The 22,057-nt window shown below is 58.0% G+C and carries 24 protein-coding genes; 13 read left to right on the top strand and 11 right to left on the bottom strand.

Annotated elements, in window-relative coordinates; all coding sequences use genetic code 11:
* Positions 1-25 precede the first annotated feature (25 nt).
* Positions 26-649, top strand: a complete 624-nt coding sequence (locus E5Q11_RS00895; RefSeq protein WP_135801529.1) for a methyltransferase family protein — start codon at positions 26-28, stop codon at positions 647-649.
* A gap of 9 nt (positions 650-658) precedes the next feature.
* On the opposite strand, the gene djlA is transcribed toward E5Q11_RS00895, so the two are convergent.
* On the bottom strand, positions 659-1,435 hold the full coding sequence (gene djlA / locus E5Q11_RS00900; protein ID WP_135801530.1) for a co-chaperone DjlA: 777 nt from the start codon (positions 1,433-1,435) through the stop codon (positions 659-661).
* Positions 1,436-1,596: 161 nt separating this feature from the next.
* Here djlA and alkB point away from each other — a divergent pair, with 161 nt between their 5' ends.
* A complete protein-coding gene (gene alkB, locus E5Q11_RS00905) occupies positions 1,597-2,244 on the top strand; it encodes a DNA oxidative demethylase AlkB (RefSeq protein WP_135801531.1) in 648 nt (215 codons plus the stop codon).
* Between the two features lies 1 nt (position 2,245).
* Here alkB and E5Q11_RS00910 read toward each other — a convergent pair whose 3' ends face one another.
* Positions 2,246-3,112 carry a LysR family transcriptional regulator ArgP gene (locus tag E5Q11_RS00910; protein ID WP_135801532.1) on the bottom strand — a complete coding sequence of 289 codons (867 nt, stop codon included), beginning with the start codon at positions 3,110-3,112 and terminating at the stop codon, positions 2,246-2,248.
* Between the two features lie 86 nt (positions 3,113-3,198).
* On the opposite strand from E5Q11_RS00910, the gene E5Q11_RS00915 reads away from it, so the two are divergent.
* Positions 3,199-3,804, top strand: coding sequence for a LysE/ArgO family amino acid transporter (locus E5Q11_RS00915; RefSeq protein ID WP_135801533.1), 606 nt, complete (start codon positions 3,199-3,201; stop codon positions 3,802-3,804).
* On the opposite strand, the gene E5Q11_RS00920 is transcribed toward E5Q11_RS00915, so the two are convergent.
* Both E5Q11_RS00920 and E5Q11_RS00925 read right to left on the bottom strand, forming a co-directional pair.
* The gene (locus E5Q11_RS00920) at positions 3,801-4,547 is read right to left on the bottom strand and encodes a ParA family protein (RefSeq protein WP_135801534.1); all 747 of its coding nucleotides are present in this window, start codon (positions 4,545-4,547) and stop codon (positions 3,801-3,803) included. The two genes, E5Q11_RS00915 and E5Q11_RS00920, sit on opposite strands and share 4 nt — an antisense overlap.
* Before the next feature lie 75 nt (positions 4,548-4,622).
* Positions 4,623-5,291, bottom strand: a complete 669-nt coding sequence (locus E5Q11_RS00925) for a GntR family transcriptional regulator (RefSeq protein WP_135801535.1) — start codon at positions 5,289-5,291, stop codon at positions 4,623-4,625.
* A gap of 143 nt (positions 5,292-5,434) precedes the next feature.
* On the opposite strand from E5Q11_RS00925, the gene E5Q11_RS00930 reads away from it, so the two are divergent.
* The 6 genes from E5Q11_RS00930 to E5Q11_RS00955 all read left to right on the top strand — a co-directional run bounded on the left by E5Q11_RS00930 (position 5,435) and on the right by E5Q11_RS00955 (position 12,057).
* The gene (locus E5Q11_RS00930; RefSeq protein WP_135801536.1) at positions 5,435-6,433 is read left to right on the top strand and encodes a TRAP transporter substrate-binding protein; all 999 of its coding nucleotides are present in this window, start codon (positions 5,435-5,437) and stop codon (positions 6,431-6,433) included.
* A gap of 94 nt (positions 6,434-6,527) precedes the next feature.
* Positions 6,528-7,049 (top strand): TRAP transporter small permease subunit, encoded by a 522-nt coding sequence (locus E5Q11_RS00935; protein ID WP_168215585.1) that lies wholly within the window; start codon positions 6,528-6,530, stop codon positions 7,047-7,049.
* Positions 7,050-7,051: 2 nt separating this feature from the next.
* Complete coding sequence (locus E5Q11_RS00940; protein WP_135801537.1) at positions 7,052-8,392, top strand: TRAP transporter large permease; 1,341 nt, start codon at positions 7,052-7,054, stop codon at positions 8,390-8,392.
* Positions 8,393-8,411: 19 nt separating this feature from the next.
* Complete coding sequence (locus E5Q11_RS00945) at positions 8,412-9,773, top strand: malonyl-CoA decarboxylase (RefSeq protein ID WP_135801538.1); 1,362 nt, start codon at positions 8,412-8,414, stop codon at positions 9,771-9,773.
* Positions 9,770-11,305 (top strand): malonate--CoA ligase, encoded by a 1,536-nt coding sequence (locus E5Q11_RS00950; protein ID WP_135801539.1) that lies wholly within the window; start codon positions 9,770-9,772, stop codon positions 11,303-11,305. The genes E5Q11_RS00945 and E5Q11_RS00950 overlap by 4 nt, the downstream gene beginning before the upstream one ends.
* Positions 11,302-12,057 carry a maleate cis-trans isomerase family protein gene (locus tag E5Q11_RS00955; protein ID WP_135801540.1) on the top strand — a complete coding sequence of 252 codons (756 nt, stop codon included), beginning with the start codon at positions 11,302-11,304 and terminating at the stop codon, positions 12,055-12,057. Before E5Q11_RS00950 ends, E5Q11_RS00955 begins: the two co-directional genes overlap by 4 nt.
* Positions 12,058-12,062: 5 nt before the next feature.
* On the opposite strand, the gene E5Q11_RS00960 is transcribed toward E5Q11_RS00955, so the two are convergent.
* The 5 genes from E5Q11_RS00960 to E5Q11_RS00980 form a co-directional block, all read right to left on the bottom strand.
* A complete protein-coding gene (locus tag E5Q11_RS00960) occupies positions 12,063-12,281 on the bottom strand; it encodes a hypothetical protein (protein WP_135801541.1) in 219 nt (72 codons plus the stop codon).
* A 6-nt stretch (positions 12,282-12,287) separates the two neighbouring features.
* Complete coding sequence (locus E5Q11_RS00965) at positions 12,288-12,923, bottom strand: hypothetical protein (RefSeq protein WP_135801542.1); 636 nt, start codon at positions 12,921-12,923, stop codon at positions 12,288-12,290.
* Positions 12,924-12,938: 15 nt separating this feature from the next.
* Positions 12,939-13,592 carry a HupE/UreJ family protein gene (locus E5Q11_RS00970; RefSeq protein ID WP_135802382.1) on the bottom strand — a complete coding sequence of 218 codons (654 nt, stop codon included), beginning with the start codon at positions 13,590-13,592 and terminating at the stop codon, positions 12,939-12,941.
* A gap of 165 nt (positions 13,593-13,757) precedes the next feature.
* A complete protein-coding gene (locus tag E5Q11_RS00975) occupies positions 13,758-14,936 on the bottom strand; it encodes a BaiN/RdsA family NAD(P)/FAD-dependent oxidoreductase (RefSeq protein WP_135801543.1) in 1,179 nt (392 codons plus the stop codon).
* Entirely contained in the window at positions 14,933-15,739 is an 807-nt protein-coding gene (locus E5Q11_RS00980; protein ID WP_135801544.1) for a PhzF family phenazine biosynthesis protein, read from the bottom strand. The genes E5Q11_RS00975 and E5Q11_RS00980 overlap by 4 nt, the downstream gene beginning before the upstream one ends.
* Before the next feature lie 167 nt (positions 15,740-15,906).
* On the opposite strand from E5Q11_RS00980, the gene E5Q11_RS00985 reads away from it, so the two are divergent.
* From E5Q11_RS00985 to E5Q11_RS00995, 3 genes are all read left to right on the top strand, one after another.
* Complete coding sequence (locus E5Q11_RS00985) at positions 15,907-16,602, top strand: metal-dependent hydrolase (protein ID WP_135801545.1); 696 nt, start codon at positions 15,907-15,909, stop codon at positions 16,600-16,602.
* 104 nt (positions 16,603-16,706) lie between these two features.
* Complete coding sequence (locus E5Q11_RS00990) at positions 16,707-17,732, top strand: hypothetical protein (protein WP_135801546.1); 1,026 nt, start codon at positions 16,707-16,709, stop codon at positions 17,730-17,732.
* A 15-nt stretch (positions 17,733-17,747) separates the two neighbouring features.
* Complete coding sequence (locus E5Q11_RS00995) at positions 17,748-18,395, top strand: LysE family translocator (protein ID WP_135801547.1); 648 nt, start codon at positions 17,748-17,750, stop codon at positions 18,393-18,395.
* 6 nt (positions 18,396-18,401) lie between these two features.
* Here E5Q11_RS00995 and fdxA read toward each other — a convergent pair whose 3' ends face one another.
* Complete coding sequence (gene fdxA / locus E5Q11_RS01000; protein ID WP_135801548.1) at positions 18,402-18,725, bottom strand: ferredoxin FdxA; 324 nt, start codon at positions 18,723-18,725, stop codon at positions 18,402-18,404.
* Between the two features lie 107 nt (positions 18,726-18,832).
* A complete protein-coding gene (gene mutS / locus E5Q11_RS01005) occupies positions 18,833-21,451 on the bottom strand; it encodes a DNA mismatch repair protein MutS (RefSeq protein ID WP_135801549.1) in 2,619 nt (872 codons plus the stop codon).
* Between the two features lie 81 nt (positions 21,452-21,532).
* On the opposite strand from mutS, the gene E5Q11_RS01010 reads away from it, so the two are divergent.
* A complete protein-coding gene (locus tag E5Q11_RS01010; RefSeq protein WP_135801550.1) occupies positions 21,533-22,045 on the top strand; it encodes a nicotinamide-nucleotide amidohydrolase family protein in 513 nt (170 codons plus the stop codon).
* Positions 22,046-22,057: the final 12 nt, after the last annotated feature.

Consider the following 22,057-nt stretch of genomic DNA (forward strand, 5'->3'; position numbering starts at 1 on the left):
TCCGTTAAAGTAGCCAAGAAATTTCATGTTTGAGTCTTCAGTAAGCGCCTTCGCCGAGCCACTGGTTCGTTATTTTCTGGGTATCTTCTTCCTGATGATCGGGATCCAGTTCACCGCCCGTAGCCTGGGGCTGCACGCCCGTAACGGATTTTCCTACATCAATTATGGTAAGCCGCGTTCGTCTGCCTGGTGGCACAGGCAGCTGTTTAACGTTTTTCGCACCCTGATTCTGGCCGCTGTTGTCGCGCGTATTTTCGTGGATATTGATAGCTGGTTTGGCCGGTTTGATGCGCTTTATCACTGGCCGGTGCTGGTGACTGGTATGGCACTTCTGATCGTGGCGTTTGGCCTGGTGAACTATTTTCAGGCCTACATGGATGATGAGTGGCGCTCAGGTGTGGATCCGAACCAGAATTATACCCTGCTGACAGGTGGCCCCTACAGTCGCAGCCGGAACCCGGTGTTCCTGTCAGTGATGCTGGGGCAGTTGGGGTTTTTCCTGGCGCTGCCGTCGGTCTTCTCGCTGATCTGCCTGATGACAGGTGTCACCGTGCTGATGCGCCAGGCGAGGGTTGAAGAGCAGGCACTGGCCGATATTTTCGGAGACCTCTACGAAAGCTACCGCAGGCAGGTGCCCCGCTGGCTCTAGGCCGTTCCTCTAGCCATTCTGCCTCGCGTTCTTGACCACATCGTAGGCGTGGCTGATTTCCCGGGTGCGCTGTTCCGCCATATCCCGCATGCTTTCCGGCATGCCTCGCCCGGCCAGTTTGTCCGGGTGGTTTTCGCTCATCAGTTTGCGGTAGACCTTTTTGATCTGGGCGTCCGAGTCTGAGGGCGACACGCCCAGAACCTTGTAAGCATCCTCAAGCTGGTTGGCGCTGGACTGCTGGCCTGCCTGCCCGGCACCGCCACCATGACTGCCCCGCAGCATGGCCTCAAGCTGGTCCACCTGGGCTTCGGGAAGGCCAAGCCCGCGGGCGATCCGCACCAGCATTTCGTGTTCCGCCGGGTGAACCACGCCATCTGCGGCCACCGCGGATACCTGAACCTGCAGAAACATCTGAAGCAGGGACGGTTGTCGGCCGCTGATCTTCAGGAAGTGCTGCAGCTCGGCGTCCAGGTCGAAGTCATCGGCCTTGCCGCGATTGAAAGCGGCCTTGGCGCGCTCGCGATTCTCACCGGACAGCCGGAACTGGGTGAAAAGCCGCTCGGCCACCTGGATTTCATCGCGGGTAACTACGCCATCGGCTTTGCACAGGGCGCCCATCACCGCAAACACGGATTCCAGAAAGCGGGTCTGTACATGGCTCACTTTCTGCCACAGCCGGCGTTTGATGTACTGGGTCAGGAAAACGCCAGCGGCTGCGCCTATCAGAAATCCGGGGAAGCGCCCGAACATGTAGCCAACCAAACCGCCGATAAACAGGCCGAGCATGCGTGGTTCCTTATCTGTGGGTAAAACAGAGAGTATGAGTGTAAGTTAAATAACCTCATAGCATAGCGCTGATCGGCACAAGACTGAATGATCGTATGTGGGAAAGGTGGGATAACAGGCGTGATTTTTCTGCAAGGTTCCGGAAAGGTTAGAGTGTTTTTATGACAGCGGATCTTTTTGACGACGTTGAACAGCCCTGGGTAGAGCCGCTTGAAGACGGCGCCCAGGTGTTACGACGATTTGCCAGCGCCCGTGCGCCGGCGCTGCTGGACGCCATTATCCGGGTGACGGAACAGGCCCCCCTGCGCCAGATGAAAACGCCCGGCGGCCACACCATGTCGGCCGCTATGGCGTGCTGCGGTACCTGGGGCTGGGTGACTGACCGCAAAGGTTACCGCTACCAGCAGACCGATCCGCTCACCGATAAGCGCTGGCCGGGTATGCCGGAAATTCTGCGGGCCCTGGCCAGAGAGGCCGCGGAACAGGCTGGCTATCCGGATTTCGAACCGGATGCCTGTCTGATTAACCGTTACCTCCCCGGCGCGAAGATGGCCCTGCATCAGGATAAGGACGAAACCGATTTCAGCCAGCCTATTGTGTCTGTGTCGCTGGGCTCGCCGATTGTCTTCCAGTTTGGCGGCGACCGGCGCAGCGACCGGCCCCGGAAGGTTCCCCTCGAACATGGCGATGTGGTTGTCTGGGGCGGGCCCTCACGGCTTCGCTATCACGGTGTACTGACTCTGAAACCGTTTGATCACCCGCTCACTGGCGCTTGTCGCTATAACCTGACGTTTCGCCGCGCCGGTTAACTCACTGGCTCATGGTCTGGAGTGTTCGGGTCAGCCGCTGCAGCAGCTCGCCGCTGTGGCGCCAGAAATGCCAGTACAGGGGAACCGTCAGCTCATGGCCGGGGGCGAGATTGATCAGTTCGCCTGACTGTATCCATTGCCTTGCCTGCATCTCCGGAATCATGCCGTAACCGATACCTGCGCGTGCCATCTGCACAAAGCCTTCAGACGATGGGCACAGGTGGAAGGGGAAGCGCCCGTGGTAACCCAACCCGGCCAGAAATCGATGCTGTAGCTGGTCGTTGGGCCCGAAAATGATGGCCGGCGCCGATTCAAAAGCCGTTGGCGTAAGGCCGTCGCTGAAATAGTGGTTGCGGTAATCCGGCGTGGCCAGGGGCCAGTAGCTGGCCGCGGTAATGGGTACCGCCCGTGCCCCGGCAATTGGCTGGCTGTTGCTACAGAGGCAAGCGGCGACGTCGCCCTCGCGCATTCGCTTCAGGCCCACATCCTGATCTTCAATGACCAGGTCCAGCAGCAGTCCTTCCCGGCGGCAGAAATCACCAATGGCTGCGGCCCACCAGGTCGCCACGCTGTCAGCGTTGATGGCGATGCGCAGCCGAGACGATTCCTCGGTAAGCGTGGGTATGGCGTGATGCAGGTCGCGCTCCAGCAGTTGCACCTGCTGGAAATGATTCAATAGCTTCTGGCCGGCAGGGGTGGCTTTCAGCTCCGGATGACGGGTCAGTAGCGGCTGGCCAAGCCGAACTTCCAGTGACTTGATTCGTTGGGATACCGCGGACTGGGTCAGCCCCAAAGCATCGCCGGCACGTTCGAAGCCGCCGTTTTCAACCACCGATGCCAGCGCCTGCAGCAGCTTGTAATCCAGCATAAGAAAAACTTATAGGGTATTAAGAGTATGATTTTTAAGTATAGCTGCAGATGGGTAAGCTTCCAGCAACTTTTCTGGAGGACATCATGCTGACAAGTTATCTCACCGGCCTGCTCGTGTGTGGCGGCATCATCATTGCGATTGGCGCCCAGAATGCCTACATCCTGGGTCAGGCGATTCGCCGTGAGCATCACTGGAAATGCGCCGGCATCTGTATGAGCGCAGACATTCTGCTGTTCACGGCCGGTATGTTCGGGGTCAACGCGGCATTGATGGCCCTTCCGGAAGCGCTGGAGATACTGCGCTGGCTTGGTGTGGTGTTTCTGGGATGGCTGGCGGTGCTGGCGTTTTCGAGAGTGGCGCGGGGCAGGGATGCGCTGGACGCGAATACCAAGGCGGTATCCAGTGCGCGGGCGGTGATTCTGACCACCCTGGCGGTAACGCTGCTCAACCCGCAGGTGTATCTGGATACCCTGCTGCTCATTCCTGCCATTGGCGCCCAGCAGTCCAGCGCTTTGGGCTTCGTGGCCGGGGCCAGCAGTGCCTCGGTAATCTGGTTCGGACTGCTGGCATTCAGTGGTGCAGCGCTTTCACCCTGGCTGGCGAAACCCTCGGCCTGGAGGGTCATCGACGGCACCATCGGCGGCATGATGGCCGCCATTGCCATCCATCTCGCCAGTAACGGGCTTTAGCTCCAGAGCTCAGACTTCATCTCGGACCACAACTGGCGATAGCTGGCGGCAGGCTGTGAACGGGGGCTGAGCACTTCCAGCGGCAGCCCTGCTTCGCCCATCCGTTCAACAGCGCTGGAATAGGGAATCATGGCTTTGGATGGCCGGTCGAAAAGCTCGGCGGTCCGTGAGGTCAGTTCCGTGTGAAGCTTCTTGCGGCGATCGACCAGGGTGAAAAAAGGCCTGAGTTTTTTCAGCCCCAGTTTTTTGTCCTTTACCAGGTCCCGGAACTGATACCAGCTGTTCAGGGACAGCCAGGTAGGCACCAGCGGCACATACACAAGGTCAGCGACTTTGAGCACGTATTCGGTCAGGCGCGACTGGCCAGGCGGGCAATCCAGTATCACCAGGCTGGTGTCTTCAGACAGGGGCGCAAGAATGGTTTTCAGGGGATTACTGCGTTCGTCATCTTCCAGTTTTATATCGAAATGCCGGAAGCTGGGGTGTGATGGCAGCAAGTCGAGATGCGGGTAAATATGTTCTTCCACAAAATCCGCAATCGGCAGGCGGCCGTCCAGCAGCTTGGATATTTTTTTGCCTTTGGTGCGGGAGGCACCTGAGAGGTAAAAACTTGCCGCGCCCTGTGGGTCCAGATCCCAGAGCAGAGTGGAGCAGTGGTCAGCATTGGCCAGATAGGCAATATTCACGGCAGAGGCCGTTTTCCCGACCCCGCCTTTCGGGCTATAGAAAGCGACGGTTCTCATGACTTGCTCCAACTGTCAGCGGGCAGTAATTGAACCATATTTCACTCGCTGTAATATGACAGCTTTGTTAAATGTTCAGGCTGTTGTTTTTTCGCCGAAACTCCTGACCTGAGACACGAAATCGCTGAAGCGCGTGCCCTGTATAAGCACATGTTCCTTGAGGCATTGTTGCGCGTCGGTTTCCCGTCCTGAGCGGATGGCTTCGAAAATACGGCGATGCTCCTCAACGGAATTCCGCACCCGGTTACGGGCCTGCAACTGCAGGCGTCTGTAGGGTTTCAGGCGCTGCTTCAACTGCCGGGTTTCATTCGCCAGAAACTCGTTGTGGCTGGCCGAATAGATGCAGTTGTGGAACTCTTCATTCTCGTAATAGTAGTCGTCCGGGTCGGCAACCACCTCCGGGTCCTCACATCGCAGCAGGGCGGTTTCCAGCATCGCCAGTTCAGAGGGCTGGATCCGCCTTGCTGCCAGCCGCCCACACATGCCTTCCAGCTCAGCCATCACTTCAAACATTTCGATCAGCTGATCAATGCCTACCTTGGCCACAAAAGTGCCCCGTTTGGGCTTCACGGTGACCAGACCGCTGACCACAAGTTGCTGCACCGCTTCGCGAATGGGGGTGCGGGACACGGCGTATTTCCGGGCCAGGGCATCATGATCCAGCTTCTCGCCGGGTAACAGGCGGCCATTGATGATGTCTTCCTCAAGGGCGTCTTTCAGCTTCTGGGTACTTGATCGATTCATCTTGTTTTGTCCACGTCAGTGACTGGATCACGATCAGTCATACTTTAGTCAATTCATGTTGACAACAATATACAACATCGTTATTGATGTATACATCAGACGAGTCTGATTGATCCTACAACAATAAGTATGGAGATCTAACAATGAAAATGCCTTTCGCAAAACTGGCCATAGCGGCCTCCCTGTCTGTTTTTGTTTCGGGTGTCGCGGCAGCTGACACTACATTGCGCGTATCCCACCAGTTTCCCGGCGGTAAAGGAGACGTGCGAGATGAAATGGTCCAACTGATGGCCCGTGAGGTCAAGGCGGCCGACGTTGGTCTGGAGCTTCAGGTGTATCCGGGGCAGTCGCTGTTCAAGGCCAAAGAGCAATGGGGTGCCATGGTTCGTGGTCGCCTGGATATGACTGCTCTGCCACTGGACTACGCCAGCGGCCGTCATCCTGAGTTCTCGGCAACGCTGATGCCCGGTCTGGTCCGTAACCACGAGCGCGCTCAACGCCTGAACGATTCCGAATTCATGGACATGATCAAGAAAGTGATCAACGATGCCGGTGCCCGTGTACTGGCTGACGCCTGGCTGGCAGGCGGCTTCGCGTCGAACAAGCAGTGCATCACCTCACCGGACACGGTACAGGGCCAGACCCTGCGTGCCGCGGGCCCGGCGTTTGACGAGATGCTGGCAACCGCCGGTGCGTCTATTGCCTCGATGCCATCCTCAGAAATCTACACCGCCATGCAGACCGGTGTTCTTGACGGGGCCAACACCTCATCCGGTTCGTTTGTCTCCTATCGTATTTATGAGCAGGTGACCTGCCTGACCGCTCCTGGCGCCAACGCCCTGTGGTTCATGTATGAGCCGGTACTGATCTCCGAAAGCAGCTGGAACAGCCTGAACGAAGAACAGCAGGCTGCGCTTATGGCCGCTGGCCAGAAGGCGGAAGAATACTTCGTGAAAGAAGCCGCGGGACTCGACCAGAAAATGGTTGATGTGTTCAAGGAGAACGGCGTTGAGGTGGTCAACATGACGCCCGAGAACTACGAAGCCTGGCTGAAGATTGCCCAGGACAGCGCCTACAAGACGTTTGCAGAGAATGTGCCCAACGGACAGGCTCTGATTGATGCCGCACTGGCTGTCGAGTAACGGCCCCGTTACTGACGTCTGATCCAGTTCAGCCTTGCCCGGGTTCCTGCCGGGCAGGGCGGAACGCAAGCCAACAACTTCCCGGGTTTGAGTTATGTCCCAATCTACGAGTTCCGGACAAGTGTCTCAGCGTGGTCTGATCGGCGGCTTCATCCGCCTGATGGACACAGCTTCGATTGCCACTGCCTACCTGGCAGGCGCGCTGCTGTTTATTGGCGTGCTGTCAGTCGTTCATATGGTGTTCGTGCGTTATGTCATGGGTGAGAGCACCATCTGGCAAACCGAATTCACAACCTTTGCCATTTCCGCTTCCATGCTTCTGGGTACGCCCTATGTGCTCAAGACAGGAGGCCACGTGGCCGTCACCGTTCTGCCCGATGCGCTCAGTGGGCTGCCCAAGTTCCTGATGCAACTGGCGGCCTCCCTGGTAGGCCTGGCTTTCTGCATCGCCCTGAGTTTTGGCTCCTGGTATTACTTCTACGAGGCTTATGCCTTTGAGTGGACGTCCGGAACCGTCTGGAACCCACCTCTCTGGCCAGCCATTTTACCGGTCGCCATTGGCGCAACCCTTTTGTCGCTGCAATACGTGGCGGAAATATTGCGAGGAGAACCCTGAACATGGATCCGGTAACGAGCGGTATTTTTGTCGTCATTGCCCTGCTGATACTGATGGCCATTGGCACGCCCATCGCGTTTGCCCTGGGGGCCATTGCGCTGGGCGCACTGTTTCTTGATCGGGGCGTTGGTGAGCTGGTCTATTTTGGCGAGACCTTTTTTGGTCACATAGCGTCTTTCGGCTTTGTGGCTATTCCAATGTTCATTCTAATGGGTGCGGCGGTTGCCTCGTCACCCACGGGACGTGACCTGTATCGGTCGCTCGATTTGTGGATGGGCAAACTGCCCGGCGGGCTGGCCATTTCCAACATTGGCGCCTGTTCCATATTTGCGGCCCTGTCCGGCTCATCGCCTGCCACCAGTGCCGCTATCGGTAAGCTGGGCATTCCGGAAATGCGCAAGCGGGGCTACCCGGATGGCGTTGCCGCCGGCTGTATTGCCGCAGGTGGTACCCTGGGCATTCTGATTCCCCCCTCCGTTACCATGATCGTGTACGGAATCTCCACCGAGACATCCATAGGCCGTCTGTTCATCGCCGGTGCCATACCGGGGTTGATGCTGGCTGGCCTGTTTATGGTCTGGACGCTGATTGCCTGCAAGATGGCGGGCGGTTACAACACTCCGAGCCCTGTGGCCGAGGCGGCTGCACAGATCAAGGAAAACGTCGAAGGCAACCTGAAAGCGCTGGTACGCGTACTGCCTTTCCTGCTGGTGGTGATGGGTATTCTTTTTGCCCTGTATGGCGGTGTCGCTACCCCATCGGAAGCGGCCGGTGTCGGCGCTTTTCTGTGCCTTGGCCTGGCGATTGTGGTCTACCGGATGTGGCAGGCAGGGCCGATCAACACCATCATGCGGGATGCCCTGCGTGAGAGCGTGATGATCATGCTGATCATTGCAACGGCGGAAATTTTCGCCTTTGCCCTGTCGTCGCTGTTCATTACCCAGACGGTTGCCGGGGCCATTGCGGACCTGGAAGTCAATCGCTGGGTGCTGATGGGCATTATCAACCTGTTCCTGCTGGTTGCCGGCTTCTTCCTGCCGCCGGTCGCGGTGATTGTCATGGCCGCTCCGATTCTGCTGCCGATTATTCTGGCGGCGAATTTCGATCCTTACTGGTTCGCGGTCATCCTGACCATCAACCTGGAAATCGGCCTGATCACCCCGCCGGTTGGACTCAATCTGTTCATTATCAAGGGTATTGCACCGGATATCGCTCTGCGTGACATCCTGCTGGGTAGCTTGCCTTACGCCCTATGCATGGTGCTTGCCATCATTATTCTGTGCGTGTTCCCGGAGATTGTCCTGTGGCTTCCGGACCTGCTGATGGGCCCCAGTACGTACTGATATTTCAAAGGACAGGGTTATGAACATGAGTTTTTTGCAGGAATTGTTCAGCAATATTACCCAGCGGGATGCGTTGCAGCGGACCTTTGGCGGCAGAAAGGCGAACCACACCCACAGTGATCTTGACGATGCCTGTCAGGCGCTGCTTCACAGCGACGGCGAGGCTGCCAGCATTGTGCTGGCCAGCCGCGCCCTGGACATCTATCACTCGCTGGACGACGACAACAAGCGGGCGTTTTTCGAGTCGCTGGCAAAGAACTTTGCCGCCGATCCGCGAAAAATCGACGACGCCTACCGGGCCTACAAGACAGACCGCTCGAACCGGCACCTGGCCGAGTTGTTTGAGGTGTCGGAGCCCCGGCGTCAGGAGCTGCTGCGACGTCTGAATCTGGCCCAGGGCGCAACCTACGAGCTTGTGAGGATGCGCCAGGATTTTCTGTCGCTGATGCGTGGGCACAAGGATTTTGACCCGATCAACGCCGACTTCATCCATCTGTTCGCCTCCTGGTTCAACCGGGGCTTTCTGGTGCTAAAGCGGATTGACTGGACCACACCCGCGTCCATTCTGGAAAAAATCATCCGTTATGAGGCCGTTCATAAAATCGAAGGGTGGGATGATCTGCGTCGGAGGCTGGACAGTCGTGATCGCCGATGCTTCGGCTTCTTCCACCCGGCGATTGGTGATGAACCACTGATCTTTGTGGAGGTGGCGCTGACCAAAGGCATTCCCGATCGCATTCAGCCCATTCTGGCTAACGACCACTATGACATTGAGGCCGCAGAACTGGCCGATTCGGCCGCCTTTTTCGGAATCAGCAATTGCCAGGTGGGTTTGCGGGGAATCTCCTTCGGCAACTTCCTGATCAAGCAGGTGGTGCAGGAACTGAAACAGGAACTGCCGAACCTGAAGAATTTCGTGACACTGTCGCCGCTGCCCGGTTTCCGCAGCTGGCTGGAAAAAACCTATCGCTCTGAATCCGGCCTGCTTACCCCTGAGGCCCAGGAAACACTCGCGCTGCTGGACGACTCGCAATGGGTGTATGACGACGAAATGACGAACTCACTCAATGAGGTTGTCCGTCCGCTGGCCGCCCGTTATCTGCTGAAAGAAAAGAACCACGAAAACCTTCCGCTGAACCCGGTAGCCCGCTTTCATCTGGGCAATGGTGCGGAACTGCACCGCATTAACTGGATGGGCGACATCTCGGCCAAGGGCATAGAGCAGTCCGCCGGGCTGATGGTGAACTACCTGTATGTGCTCGAACACATCGAGCGCAACAACGAAAAATACATCACCAACGGCGAAATAGCCTGTTCCGCAAAAGTGAGGGAACTGGCCAAGTCGGGTCGAAAACTGCTTCAAGGAGAGCACGAGAAATGAACCACAACCTGTTCGAGACGTTCGCCGAAAAGATGCAAGCCCGGGGTGCGGCGAATTTCATCACGACGCCGGAAGGCGGGCATTACTCCTACGCAGAGGCCCTGGCCAGAACCGAACGAATCGCCGGCGCCCTGAAAGAACTGGGCGTGAACCCTGGGGATCGGGTTGCGGTGCAGGTCGACAAGAGCCCGGAGGCCATTCTTCTGTACCTGGCCACCCTGCGCATCGGCGGCGTCTATCTGCCCCTCAACACCGGTTATACCGCGGATGAAATAGGTTACTTTCTGGGGGATGCCGAGCCCGCGCTGTTTGTTTGCCAACCCAATGCCCTGGAGTCTGCGCAGGCAGTCGCTGAAAAAACCGGCTGCCCCAATGTGAGAACACTGGGCACAAGCGCGGACGGTTCTCTTATGGATGCCGTTGCTACGGCAGAGGCGTTCACCGGCATCGAACAGCGCAGCGACGATGACCTGGCGGCCATCCTTTATACCTCCGGAACCACCGGCCGCTCCAAGGGTGCAATGCTGACCCACAGAAACCTGGGGTCTAACGCCAAGAGCCTGGTTGAGGCCTGGCGCTTCACCGAAAACGACCGGCTGATTCACGCGCTTCCGATCTTTCACACCCACGGGCTGTTTGTGGCCTGTAACGTGGTGTTGATGTCCGGTGCCAGCCTGTATTTCATGTCGAAGTTTGATGTAGACACCATCATCGCCGCTCTGCCCGGGGGCACCACGCTGATGGGCGTGCCCACGTTCTATACCCGGCTGCTGCAGGACGACCGCCTGACGCCGGAACTGACCGCCAATATTCGCCTGTTTACATCGGGGTCGGCACCGCTGACTGCCGAAACTCATCAACAGTTTGAACAACGCACCGGCCACGCCATTCTGGAACGTTATGGCATGACCGAGACCAACATGAATACCTCCAATCCCTACGACGGCGACCGCATTGCCGGCACCGTGGGGATGCCATTGCCGGGTGTGGAAATCCGTATCACCAACCCGGACAACAATCACCACGAGCCGTTGCCACAGGGCGATATCGGCATGCTGGAAGTTCGCGGCCCCAACGTATTCAAGGGCTACTGGCGGATGCCGGAAAAAACCCGGGCTGAGCTGCTGGATGATGGCTTTTTCGTGACCGGTGACCTGGCACTGATTGATGATCGCGGCTACGTACAGATTGTCGGTCGCGACAAGGACCTGGTGATTTCCGGCGGTTTTAACGTCTACCCGAAAGAGGTGGAGCAGGTGATCGACGAAATGCCGGAGGTTGTGGAGTCTGCCGTCATTGGTGTTCCCCATCCCGATTTCGGCGAAGGCGTCACTGCTGTGGTTGTGCTGGTACCTGGCAAAACCCTTGAAGAGGCAGACGTGATCAAGGCGCTGGCTGGCCGTCTGGCCAAATACAAGCAACCCAAGCGCGTGTTCTTTGTGGATGCCCTGCCGCGCAACACCATGGGCAAGGTTCAGAAGAAACAGCTTCGCGATGACTACAAAGGCATCTATTCAGGAGACAAGGTATGACCCGGAGTTTTCGAATCGGCCAGATCGTTCCCAGCTCCAACACCACCATGGAAACCGAAATACCGGCCATGCTGCGTGCCCGTGAAGCGGTGGAACCCGAAAGGTTCACTTTCCATTCCAGCCGCATGCGCATGAGGAAAGTCACCCGGGAAGAGCTGGCGGCCATGGACGACGAGTCCGACCGGTGCGCTCTGGAACTGTCTGACGCCGCGGTAGACGTCATGGGCTATGCCTGTCTGGTGGCCATCATGAGCCGTGGCGCCGGATATCACCGGGAATCTCAGGCACGCCTTGCCAAAGTGGCTGAAGATAATGGTCATCCAACGCCGGTAGTGAGCAGTGCCGGCGCCCTGACCGACGGGCTGGGGATACTCGGGGCCAAGCGTGTCGCCATTATTACTCCGTACATGAAACCACTGACTCAGATGGTCATTGATTACATAGAGGCAGAGGGTATTCAGGTGGTCGACAGCATCGCGCTGGAAATACCGGACAACCTGGAAGTCGGTCGTCGCGATCCGGAGCTGTTGAAGGAAATCGTCAAACGGTTGGACATCAGCCATGCAGATGCAGTGGTTCTGTCAGCCTGTGTGCAGATGCCTTCGCTTTCTTCGATCCAGCAGGTAGAGGATTCGCTGGGGCTCCCGGTGGTGTCCGCAGCGACCTGCACAACCTATCAGATGCTAAAACAGCTGGGTCTCAAGCCGGTGGTGCCGAACGCTGGCAGCCTGCTCAGCGGCCGGTATGCCTGATTCTGTTATCTGCCGCGTGATCTCCACAGCCCGCGGGCACCGATGGCCAGAACCACCAGGCTGCCCGCGATTGCAAGCCACCAGACGTTAATGCTCATTGACTGGTGATCGAGCTGTGCCGGGGTCGGGTTGTCGATCGGGACCGAGGCGCCCAATAGCCCAAGCGAGCTGACGCAGGCTGCAAGCAGCCCGGTTATAACAAAGAAGATGTTTCTCGTGCGCATACCTTTTCACTTTAACTTTTTAAGCTCACCGTAGTCACCGCCGGTGCGAAGTACCAGCGTGATGTCGCCGTCATTTCGGTTGCGGAAAAACCAGCCATGGTTACCCGTGAAAGCGGCCTCAAGCTCGCCTTTATCCTCAGGGACACCGCGGCCTTTTTCGTAAGAGATGGATTGGCCGCCGCCATCACCATGGGTATCGTAATTGATCGGGCCGCCTTCCGACACCCAGGAGAAGCGAGCCACGGCACCTTCCTCCATGGTGAGTTTGAACTCGGTGCCTTCGCCCGGTGTCAGGACCACCCGCACTTCATCTTGCCACTGGGGTTCCACAGGCACCGGTTCTGATGCCGGTTGCTCTTCAACCGTAGTGGTTTCCGGCTCGGGCTGGTCGACGGAAGATTGCACGGCGACCATCCCGGCGGTTTCATCTGCGGCCGCCTCCTCAGCCAGTTGCGCCTTGATTTCCCCCATTTCGGTCAAGCCTAGCAGGCGGCCGGCACCGGTCGGGTCCAGGGCATATTCTGCGGGCATGACCACGGTAACCAGCAGAACAAGCGCCACGATGATAGCCAGGATGGTGGATCGAATCAGCTTGGCGGTGCTGGGTAATTCTTCACGGCTCGGCATATCAGTGTTGTACATGATGTATCTCCAGAATCAGGCGACGAAATAACCGGTGAGCTGGTAACCAAATAGTAGAAAGCCCGCACTCATCATGACCACATTGGCGGTGTAGGCGTGGCGGAAAAAGCCGTCGGTTTTACGCCAGAAACTGATCACGATCAGAATCATGGCCAGGGCGATGAGCTGTCCGATTTCCACACCTACGTTGAAGGCAAGAAGGTTGGGGATCAGTCCATCCGGTGAGAAGTCGTATTCAATAATCTTGCTGGAAAGGCCAAAGCCGTGAAACAACCCGAAAATCAGCGTGGCGGCTTTGGTGTTGGGCTGGAAGCCAAACCATCTTTGATAGGCACCGATGTTGTCCAGGGCTTTGTAAACGATCGACAGGCCGATGATCGCATCGATGATGTAGCTGTTGATGCCAATGTTGAAGTAGACCCCCAGCAACATTGTGGTGGAGTGCCCCAACGCAAAAAGGCTCACATAGATGGCAATGTGCTTCATCTTGTAGAGGAAGAAAATCACACCCAGCAGGAACAGTAGGTGGTCATAGCCGGTGACCATGTGTTTGGCCCCGAGGTAGATGAACGCAATCAGGTTTATACCGGTAATTTCCTGGATATATCCCTTATCGCCCTGGGCGACAGCGTGGGCGAGGGCGTCGGTACTCAGGCCTATCAGGCTCATCGTCAGAAAGATCAGGATCAGACGGCCGCCTATGCTTGTCATGATTGTCTCTAAAGCCTCAGTTGATGGTCTTGCAGGTCGGTCTCGTTGCCAGTGTGAACGGCGCAGAAAGATAGCATTGAGTCACTTCAACAGGAATTAAGGATCTTCAATTTTCCGCTGGTATCAGGCGTCATTACCTGCGGCCACACCGGAAGCCCAGGCCCACTGAAAGTTGTGGCCGCCCAGGTGGCCGGTCACATCCACCACTTCACCGATAAAATACAGGCTTGGTTTATCCAGCACGGCCATGGTTTTGGAGGATAGCTGCCGAGTATCTACACCTCCCAGGGTTACTTCCGCCGTTCGGTATCCCTCTGTGCCGGAAGGCTTGATCTGCCAGCGGCTCAGGGTCTCGCCCGCCGTGTCAAGATCACTGTTCTTGTACGCCTGCAGCGGGCCCTGCCACTCGTTAATGTCATTGAAAGCCTGGGCAAAGCGCTTGGGCAAGTGCTGCATCAGATACTGGGCCAGGGTGGATTGGGGCTTCTGTTTGCGAAGCGCGTACAGGTCTTCGCGGGCATTGGTGTCCGGCAGCAGGTTCACCGACAGGGCATCACCGGGTGACCAGTAGCTGGATATCTGCAGCATGGAAGGTCCGCTGAGGCCGCGATGGGTCACCAGCATGGGTTCGCGAAAATGCGCATTCTGGCAGTGGACATCAACGGGACAACTGACCCCCGAGATCGGTGCCAGTCGCTCCTTGAGTTGCGGCTGAAGGGTAAAAGGCACCAGCCCGGCCCGGGTGGGTAAAAGCCTCAGCCCGAACTGCCTGGCGATGTCATAGCCGAAACCGGACGCGCCCATGGTCGGAATTGACAGGCCGCCAGATGCCATGACCAGTGATTCGCAGGTGAGCTCCCCCGATGAGGTTTTCAGCCGGTAGCCGGTTTCAATCTCCGCGACCGAGTCGACGCTGGTTTTCATGCGGATCTCAGCACCGGCCCAGTCGCACTCGGTCAGCAGCAGGTTGAGGATGTCTTTGGCGCTGTCCCTGCAGAACAGCTGGCCTGCGGCTTTTTCTTCATGCTCGATTCCGTGTCGCTCGACCAGCTCCAGAAAATCCTGGGGCGTGTATCGCTTGAGCGCGGAAATGCAGTAGTGGGGGTTGTCCGACAGAAAGTTGGCCGGTGTGCTGTTCAGGTTGGTGAAATTGCAGCGGCCACCGCCGGACATCAGAATTTTCTTGCCCGGCTTGTTGGCGTGGTCCAGAACCAGCACACGGCGGCCGCGATAGCCGGCCGTGGCCGCGCACATCAGCCCGGCCGCGCCTGCGCCAATGATAATGACGTCGAAATGGTTCATGGCAGGATGACAGAGCCTTCCATGTACAGAACCGCCTGGCCCGCAATGGCGACCCGGTCGCCCTTCAGTTCGCAGCGTAGGATGCCGCCGCGCCTGGAAACCTGGCGGGCATCAAGCCGGGTTTTGCCCAGTTTCTCGGCCCAGTAGGGCACCAGCACGCTGTGGATGGACCCGGTCACCGGGTCTTCATCAATACCGGCGCCAGGTGCGAAATAGCGGCTGACGAAATCGCAGTCCTGGCCCTGTGCGGTGATTATCAGGCCCTGATTGCCAAGCGTTTTCAGGGTTCGTATATCCGGCTCCGCGGCTTTAATCGCCGCCTCGTCCGCCATCACGATCATGTAATTGGTGTCGTTCGGCACGAAAAAGGATGATTCAGGCGCGCCATCAATGGCATTCAGGATGGCTGGCGGGGTTGGCCGCGCTTCGAAAGGCAGGTTGGGGAAGTCCATGATCAGCCAGCCATCGTCGCCCTTGCGGACGCCCAGCAGGCCGCTTTTTGATTGAAAGCGAACCGAGTCCTTCGGCCACTCCAACAGGTTGAAAATCACCCAGGCGGTGGCCAGTGTGGCGTGGCCGCAAAGCGGGACTTCAATGTCTGGGGTAAACCAGCGGATGTTGAAATCGGCGTCTTCGCTGTCTGGTAACGGGGTGAAAAAGGCGGTTTCTGACAGGTTGTTTTCAGCCGCCAGGGCCAGCAGTGTCTGGTCCGACAGTGGCTCTTTCAGTGGCATGACCGCTGCCGGGTTTCCGCCGAAGAGTTGGTCGGTAAAGGCATCCAGCTGGTAGATGGGGTAACGCATGTGGCCGTCTCGCTGATGGGTGGCAAACGCCTATTCTGAACAAAGATGTCATTCAGTGACAAACTTTCGAGGGTAACGGATAGGATGCTTCCATTTTTACAGAAAACAGGCGTAAGCTGGCAGCAGCTGTAACAGGGCTCCATAACCATAAAAAACAGGAGGCTGCCATGACCATCAGCTCAACCCCTGCGGGCGTGTCGGTTGCACCGCGCCACATGCATTTCAATGTTGATCAGGACCTTGAGACCCTCTGGCATGGTGGCGACGTGTTCCGTACCGCCTTTTTCAATGCCTTGTCGTTACAGTTTCCGGACGGCGAACAGCAGTTCATTAACGCTGTCAGGCTGTACCGTGACAGGGTGGACGATTCCAAACTCAGCAATGAGATTCGAGGCTTCATCGGGCAGGAAGCCTTGCACAGTCGTGAGCACAAGCATTACACCGCCGTCCTGGCCAACTCCATCCTCAAACACCCGGACTGGATGAACGGAGCGACACCGGAAATGGCACGGCTGTGGCGCTGGCATGCCATTGAGGAAACCGAACACAAGTCCGTTGCGTTTGATGTCTACCAGCACTGTGTTGGCGATGACAAGCTGCGCCGCCTGGTTTTTCTGTTCGTCACCTGGAACTTCTTCAAGTACACCTTTCTCAATACCTGCACGCTGCTCAAGGCGGACGGCAAGCTCTGGAGCCTGTCTACCTGGTCCAGCGGCATGAACTTCCTCTGGGGCAAGCCCGGTGTGATTCGTAAATGCCTGCCGGATTTCCTCGCCTATCTGAAAAAAGGCTTTCATCCCTGGCAACAGGACAACCGTGAGCTGATCGACAGGAACCTGAGTGAACTTGACCGCCTTTCCTGAAATTCCCGCTCCCACGGCAAAGGTTTTTGGTCGCCCCGGGTGTTAGCCTTGTCTGCAATTCTTCGGGGTTTAGCAGCCCAGCGAACCATACCTGGACAAAGATTATGACCAAGGCCAGCACCGATCTTGCGGATGCGCTGCTCGAGCAGCATGTAAAGCACGAACTGTCTTCACTGAAGGGCGCAAAGTTACACCGTTTCCTGGAGCAGGAAGTGGATGAGCTTTTTGACTATGCAGGCCGGTTAACCCTTGGTCGCCTGATGTCAGCCGAGCAGGTAATGGGCGTGGTCCGGCGGGTTGTGATCAATATGGAACTGGACCCCGGCATTCCCGAAATTGCGGCCGAAATGTCAACGGAAGTGCTCAACGCCCCCATCCAGAAAACCACCAGACTGAACCAGATCATCACCCGGGAGCAGGCCACCGGTTTTCTGGAACAGGCCCTTGAACTGAAGCAGCAGCGGAAGCGGGTGATCAGCGAAATCATGACTCACCCGGTCTATCAGGAGCTGGTTTCAAACCTGGTTTATCAGGGCGTGGTGAACTACCTCTATGAAGACAACATGATCACCAAGAGCGTGCCCGGCGTCGGCTCCATGATGAAGTTCGGCAAGCGCATGGCCAACAAGGCCGTGCCAGGCCTGGATGAATCATTCGAGCGGCGATTCAAGGCCTGGCTGTCAGACAGCCTGCCCGGGTTGATTGCCCGCAGCGAACAGTTCCTGCATAAATCACTCAGTGACGACGAGCTTCGCGACAGCGTGATGGCGGTCTGGGTCTCCCTGGAAGATCACACCATTGCCGAGCTTCAGGACGGCCTGGGCGATATCCAGTTGCAGGAGTTTGTGGTGCTGGGGTACGAATTCTGGCTGCAGTTCCGCCAGACACCCTATTTCGATGGCTGTGTTGAAGCGGTGGTGACCCATCTGTTCGAGCTTTATGGCGACCGCCCGGTTCTGGACCTGCTCAATGACGTTGGTGTTAACCGGAAACTGGTGATGTCCGAATTAGACGCCCTGGTGCTGCCGGTGGTGGACGTGTTGCGTGAGGAGGGTTACCTTGAGGCCCTGATCCGTCGACGCCTGACGCCGTTCTACAAGTCAGCGGCGGCCAGGAAACTCCTGTCCTAGGGTGCTTTCGCCATCATGTGGATATCTGCCGAACTGCTCTGGACATACCTTGCGGCGATTACCCTGTTAACGCTGACCCCGGGGGTGGATACCCTGCTGGTGATGCGCAATACCGGGCGCGGTGGTTTTGGTGATGGCGCGGTGACCAGCCTTGGCATCTGCTGCGGGCTGTTTATTCACGCCACGCTGTCGGCTCTGGGCATTTCGATCCTGCTGGTGGAAACCGCCTGGGCCTTCACGGCACTTAAATGGGCGGGCGCCTGCTATCTGATCTGGCTGGGGATCATGTCGCTGCGGCAGGCTCTGGCCCGGCAGGGCTCCGGCACCGCTCCCGATCAGCCAGCTTTCAAGGCGGACAAGCCTGCGGTGCTTAGGCTGGTGTCCTTCCGGGAGGGCGTGCTTTCAAATCTCCTGAATCCCAAAACCGCGCTTTTTTACATGGCTTTGCTGCCGCAGTTTATCGACCCGGCCGGGCCTGCTTTCGCGCAATCGCTGTTTCTGGCGGGGCTTCACTTCGGGCTGGCGATGGCCTGGCAATGCGCCGTGGCGGCCATGGTAATCAGATCAAAGAAACTCAGGATGGGGCAGGGCGTGAAGCGCGCCCTCAGTGGCCTGACGGGCGGCTTCTTTGTGGCTATTGGCGTCAAACTGGGGCTTGAGTAAGCCCGGTTACTTCTCCAGGTACTGCAGCTTGTTGGGCTTGCCGTCCCACTCTTCCGCATCCGGCAGCGGGTCTTTTTTCTCGGTGATGTTTTCCCACTTGGCGGCCAGCTCAGCGTTCAGTTCGGTGAAATGAACCTGGTCGGCGGGTAATTCATCTTCCGAGAATATGGCCTCGGCCGGGCATTCCGGCTCGCACAGGGCGCAGTCGATGCACTCGTCCGGGTCGATGACCAGGAAGTTCGGGCCTTCGTAGAAGCAGTCTACGGGGCAGACTTCCACGCAGTCGGTGTATTTGCACTTAATGCAGTTGTCAGTAACGACAAAGGTCATGGGCAGTCCCCTGGTCCAGTAGTCAGTCTCATCAATGTAATAATAATTGCGCGATATTGTAGGGAGCCCCCCGCAGGGGCGCAAGCGCTAGTGTCCCGTCAGAGCCGTTATCTTCCGGTCATAATATCCCGCAGTTCGTAAAGCCGGTTCAATGCCTCTCTTGGGGTAAGGCCGTCCAGGTCTATTTCAGCAAGGGCTTCTTCCACTTTGCTGGGCTCGGCGGCGGCAAACATGTCGCCCTGGAAAGCGGTATTTACCGTGGCTTTTGCCGGTGCAGACGGTTGTGGTACCGCACTTCTCATGGGCGCCACCGGCTCAGCATTGCCTTCCAGGTGGGCCAGCTGGGCCTTGGCATGGCGAATCACATCCTGGGGCACCCCGGCCAGTTTGGCCACCTGCAGGCCGTAGCTCTGGCTGGCGGGCCCATCGTGGACATTGTGCAGGAACACGATGGTGTCGTCGTGCTCGGTGGCGGTTAGGTGGACGTTAACCGCATGGGTCAGGTCGTCCGCCAGTTGGGTCAGCTCGAAGTAGTGGGTTGCAAACAGGGTGTAGCAGCGGATCTGCTTCGCCAGATGCTCGGCAGTAGCCCAGGCCAGGGACAGGCCATCAAAGGTGCTGGTGCCCCGTCCCACTTCGTCCATCAGTACCAGGCTGTGTTCGGTGGCGTTGTGGAGAATATTAGCGGTTTCGGTCATTTCCACCATAAAGGTGGATCGCCCGCCGGCAGTATCGTCCGATGACCCCATGCGGGTGAAAATCCGGTCCACAGGGCCGATCACCACCCGGTTTGCAGGCACGAAGCTGCCGGTATAAGCCAGCAGGGCAATCAGCGCGGCCTGGCGCATGTAGGTGGACTTACCGCCCATGTTCGGGCCGGTGATCACCAGCATCCGGCGCTGATCGTCCATCAGCAGATCGTTGGGAACATAGGGATCGCTTAAAAGCTGCTCCACCACCGGGTGACGGCCCTGTTCAATATCAAAGCCGGGTGAATCGCTGAATTCCGGCGGGTTGAAGCGCAGGCTGGTGGCCCGCTCGGCGAAGTTGCTCAGTACATCCAATTCGGCCAGAGCCTGGGCAGCGTCCTGCAGGGGGGCCAGTTCCGCAGCCACGGTTTCAAGCACCTCGTCATACAGGCCTTTTTCCCGGGCCAGGGAACGGCTCTTGGCACTCAGCGCCTTGTCTTCGAATTCCTTGAGTTCCGGGGTGATAAATCGCTCGGCGTTTTTCAGGGTCTGGCGGCGGATATAGTCCACTGGCGCCTGGTCCGACTGCGCGCGGCTGATTTCGATATAGTAGCCGTGAACACGGTTGTAGCCCACTTTCAGGGTGCTGATGCCGGTACGTTCCTTCTCGCGGGTTTCCACATCCAGCAGAAACTGCCCGGCGTTTTCGCTGATGTTGCGCAGGTCGTCCAGCTCTGCATCGAAGCCTTCGCGAATCACCCCGCCGTCGCGGATAACCACCGGCGGGTTATCAATAATGGCCCGTTCCAGCAGGTCCGCCAGTTCCGGGTATTCACCAATAATGGTGGCCAGCTTCACGATCAGGTGGGAGTTGACCGGTGTCAGCGCCTTCTGAAGGTCTGGCAGCACATGAAAGGCGTCCCGCAGTCGCGCCAGGTCCCGTGGCCTGGCCGAACGTAGCGCCACCCGTGCCAGTACCCGCTCGATATCGCCCACCGCTTTCAACAGGTCATGGACCGGCTCGTAGTGAAATTCGTCGAGTAACGCAGACACCGCTTGTTGACGCTGCTCCACAATGCTGACGTCTCTTAACGGCCGGTTCAGCCAGCGTCGAAGCTGGCGGCCGCCCATGGAAGTCGCCGTGCGGTCCATCACCCAGGCCAGGGTGTGCTGGGTGCCGCCCATCAGGTTGATGTCGATTTCCAGGTTGCGTCGGCTGGCGGCGTCCAGAATCACCGCCTCTTCCCGGCGCTCCCGGCTGAGTTTGCGAATGTGGGGCAGGGCGGTGCGCTGGGTTTCCTTGGCGTATTGCAGCAGACAACCGGCAGCGCAAACGGCGAGCTTCATATCCTCGCAGCCAAAACCGGTGAGGTCCCGCACCTGAAGTTGCTGGGTCAGCACCCGGTGGGCGGTATCGAATTCGAACAGCCAGGGGCCCTGGCGGCGAATGCCGGTATAGCCTTCAAGCACTTCCTGAAAGGGGAAATCTTCGCTGATAAGGATTTCCGCCGGGCGAAGTCTTTGCAGCTCACCCTGCAGGCTTTCCAGGTCGTCCAGTTCCGCCACGGAAAAGCGACCGCTGGAAATGTCCAGTGACGAGAAGCCGAACTTTTCCTGGCGGTTGTAGATGGCCACCAGCAGGTTGTCCCGGCGGTCTTCCAGAAAGGCGTCGTCGCTCAGTGTGCCGGGTGTGACGATGCGCACCACCTGGCGGTCAACCGGACCTTTGCTGGTGGCCGGGTCACCAATCTGTTCACAGATGGCGATGGATTGACCAGCCCGGACCAGACGTGCAATGTAACCTTCAGCAGAATGGTAAGGAATGCCGGCCATTGGGATCGGGCTGCCACCGGACTGGCCCCGGGCCGTCAGCGTAATGTCCATCAGCTCGGCGGCTTTGCGGGCGTCGTCGTAGAACAGCTCGTAAAAATCTCCCATGCGGTAGAACACCAGCTCGTTCGGGTGCTCGCCCTTGATCTTGAGGTACTGCCTCATCATGGGCGTATGCTGGGAGAGATCGGTCTGCGCTGCTGACATGAAGGGTTCCGGATCTATGGCATTTGTTAGAGGCACGGATTGTAAGAAAATACACGCCATGATGAAACGAAGGGGGCCATTATGCCACTAAACGATGTCGCAACAGATGATGCGTTATCGGAAGCCGGTGAACAGCTGGCCACTGTGCTGCTGAAACAGAGGCAGACCATCGCAACGGCGGAAAGCTGCACCGGTGGCTGGGTTGCGAAAGTTCTGACGGATCGTGCCGGTTCCTCATCCTACGTGCTGGCCGGCCTTGTGACCTACAGCAATGAGGCCAAGCAGGAGCTGCTGGGCGTTACCGATGCATCGCTCCAGGCCCATGGGGCCGTCAGCGAACCCGTGGTGCGGGAAATGGTCGCTGGCGCCCTGGCCGCGACCAGAGCCGGTGTGGCGGTGGCCGTCAGCGGTGTTGCCGGACCCGGCGGGGGTTCTGATGACAAGCCGGTGGGCACCGTCTGGTTTGCCTGGGGGCGTTCGCCAGCGGACACCGAAGCGGTGGTGCAGCATTTTAAAGGCGACCGGGATTCGGTCCGTCGGCAGGCGGTTCTGTTTGCGCTGCAGGGCGTGCGGGCCTATCTGGAAAACGGATAGAAAGAGGGGGTT

Source organism: Marinobacter confluentis, from assembly GCF_004785685.1.
Classification (GTDB): Bacteria; Pseudomonadota; Gammaproteobacteria; order Pseudomonadales; family Oleiphilaceae; genus Marinobacter; species Marinobacter confluentis.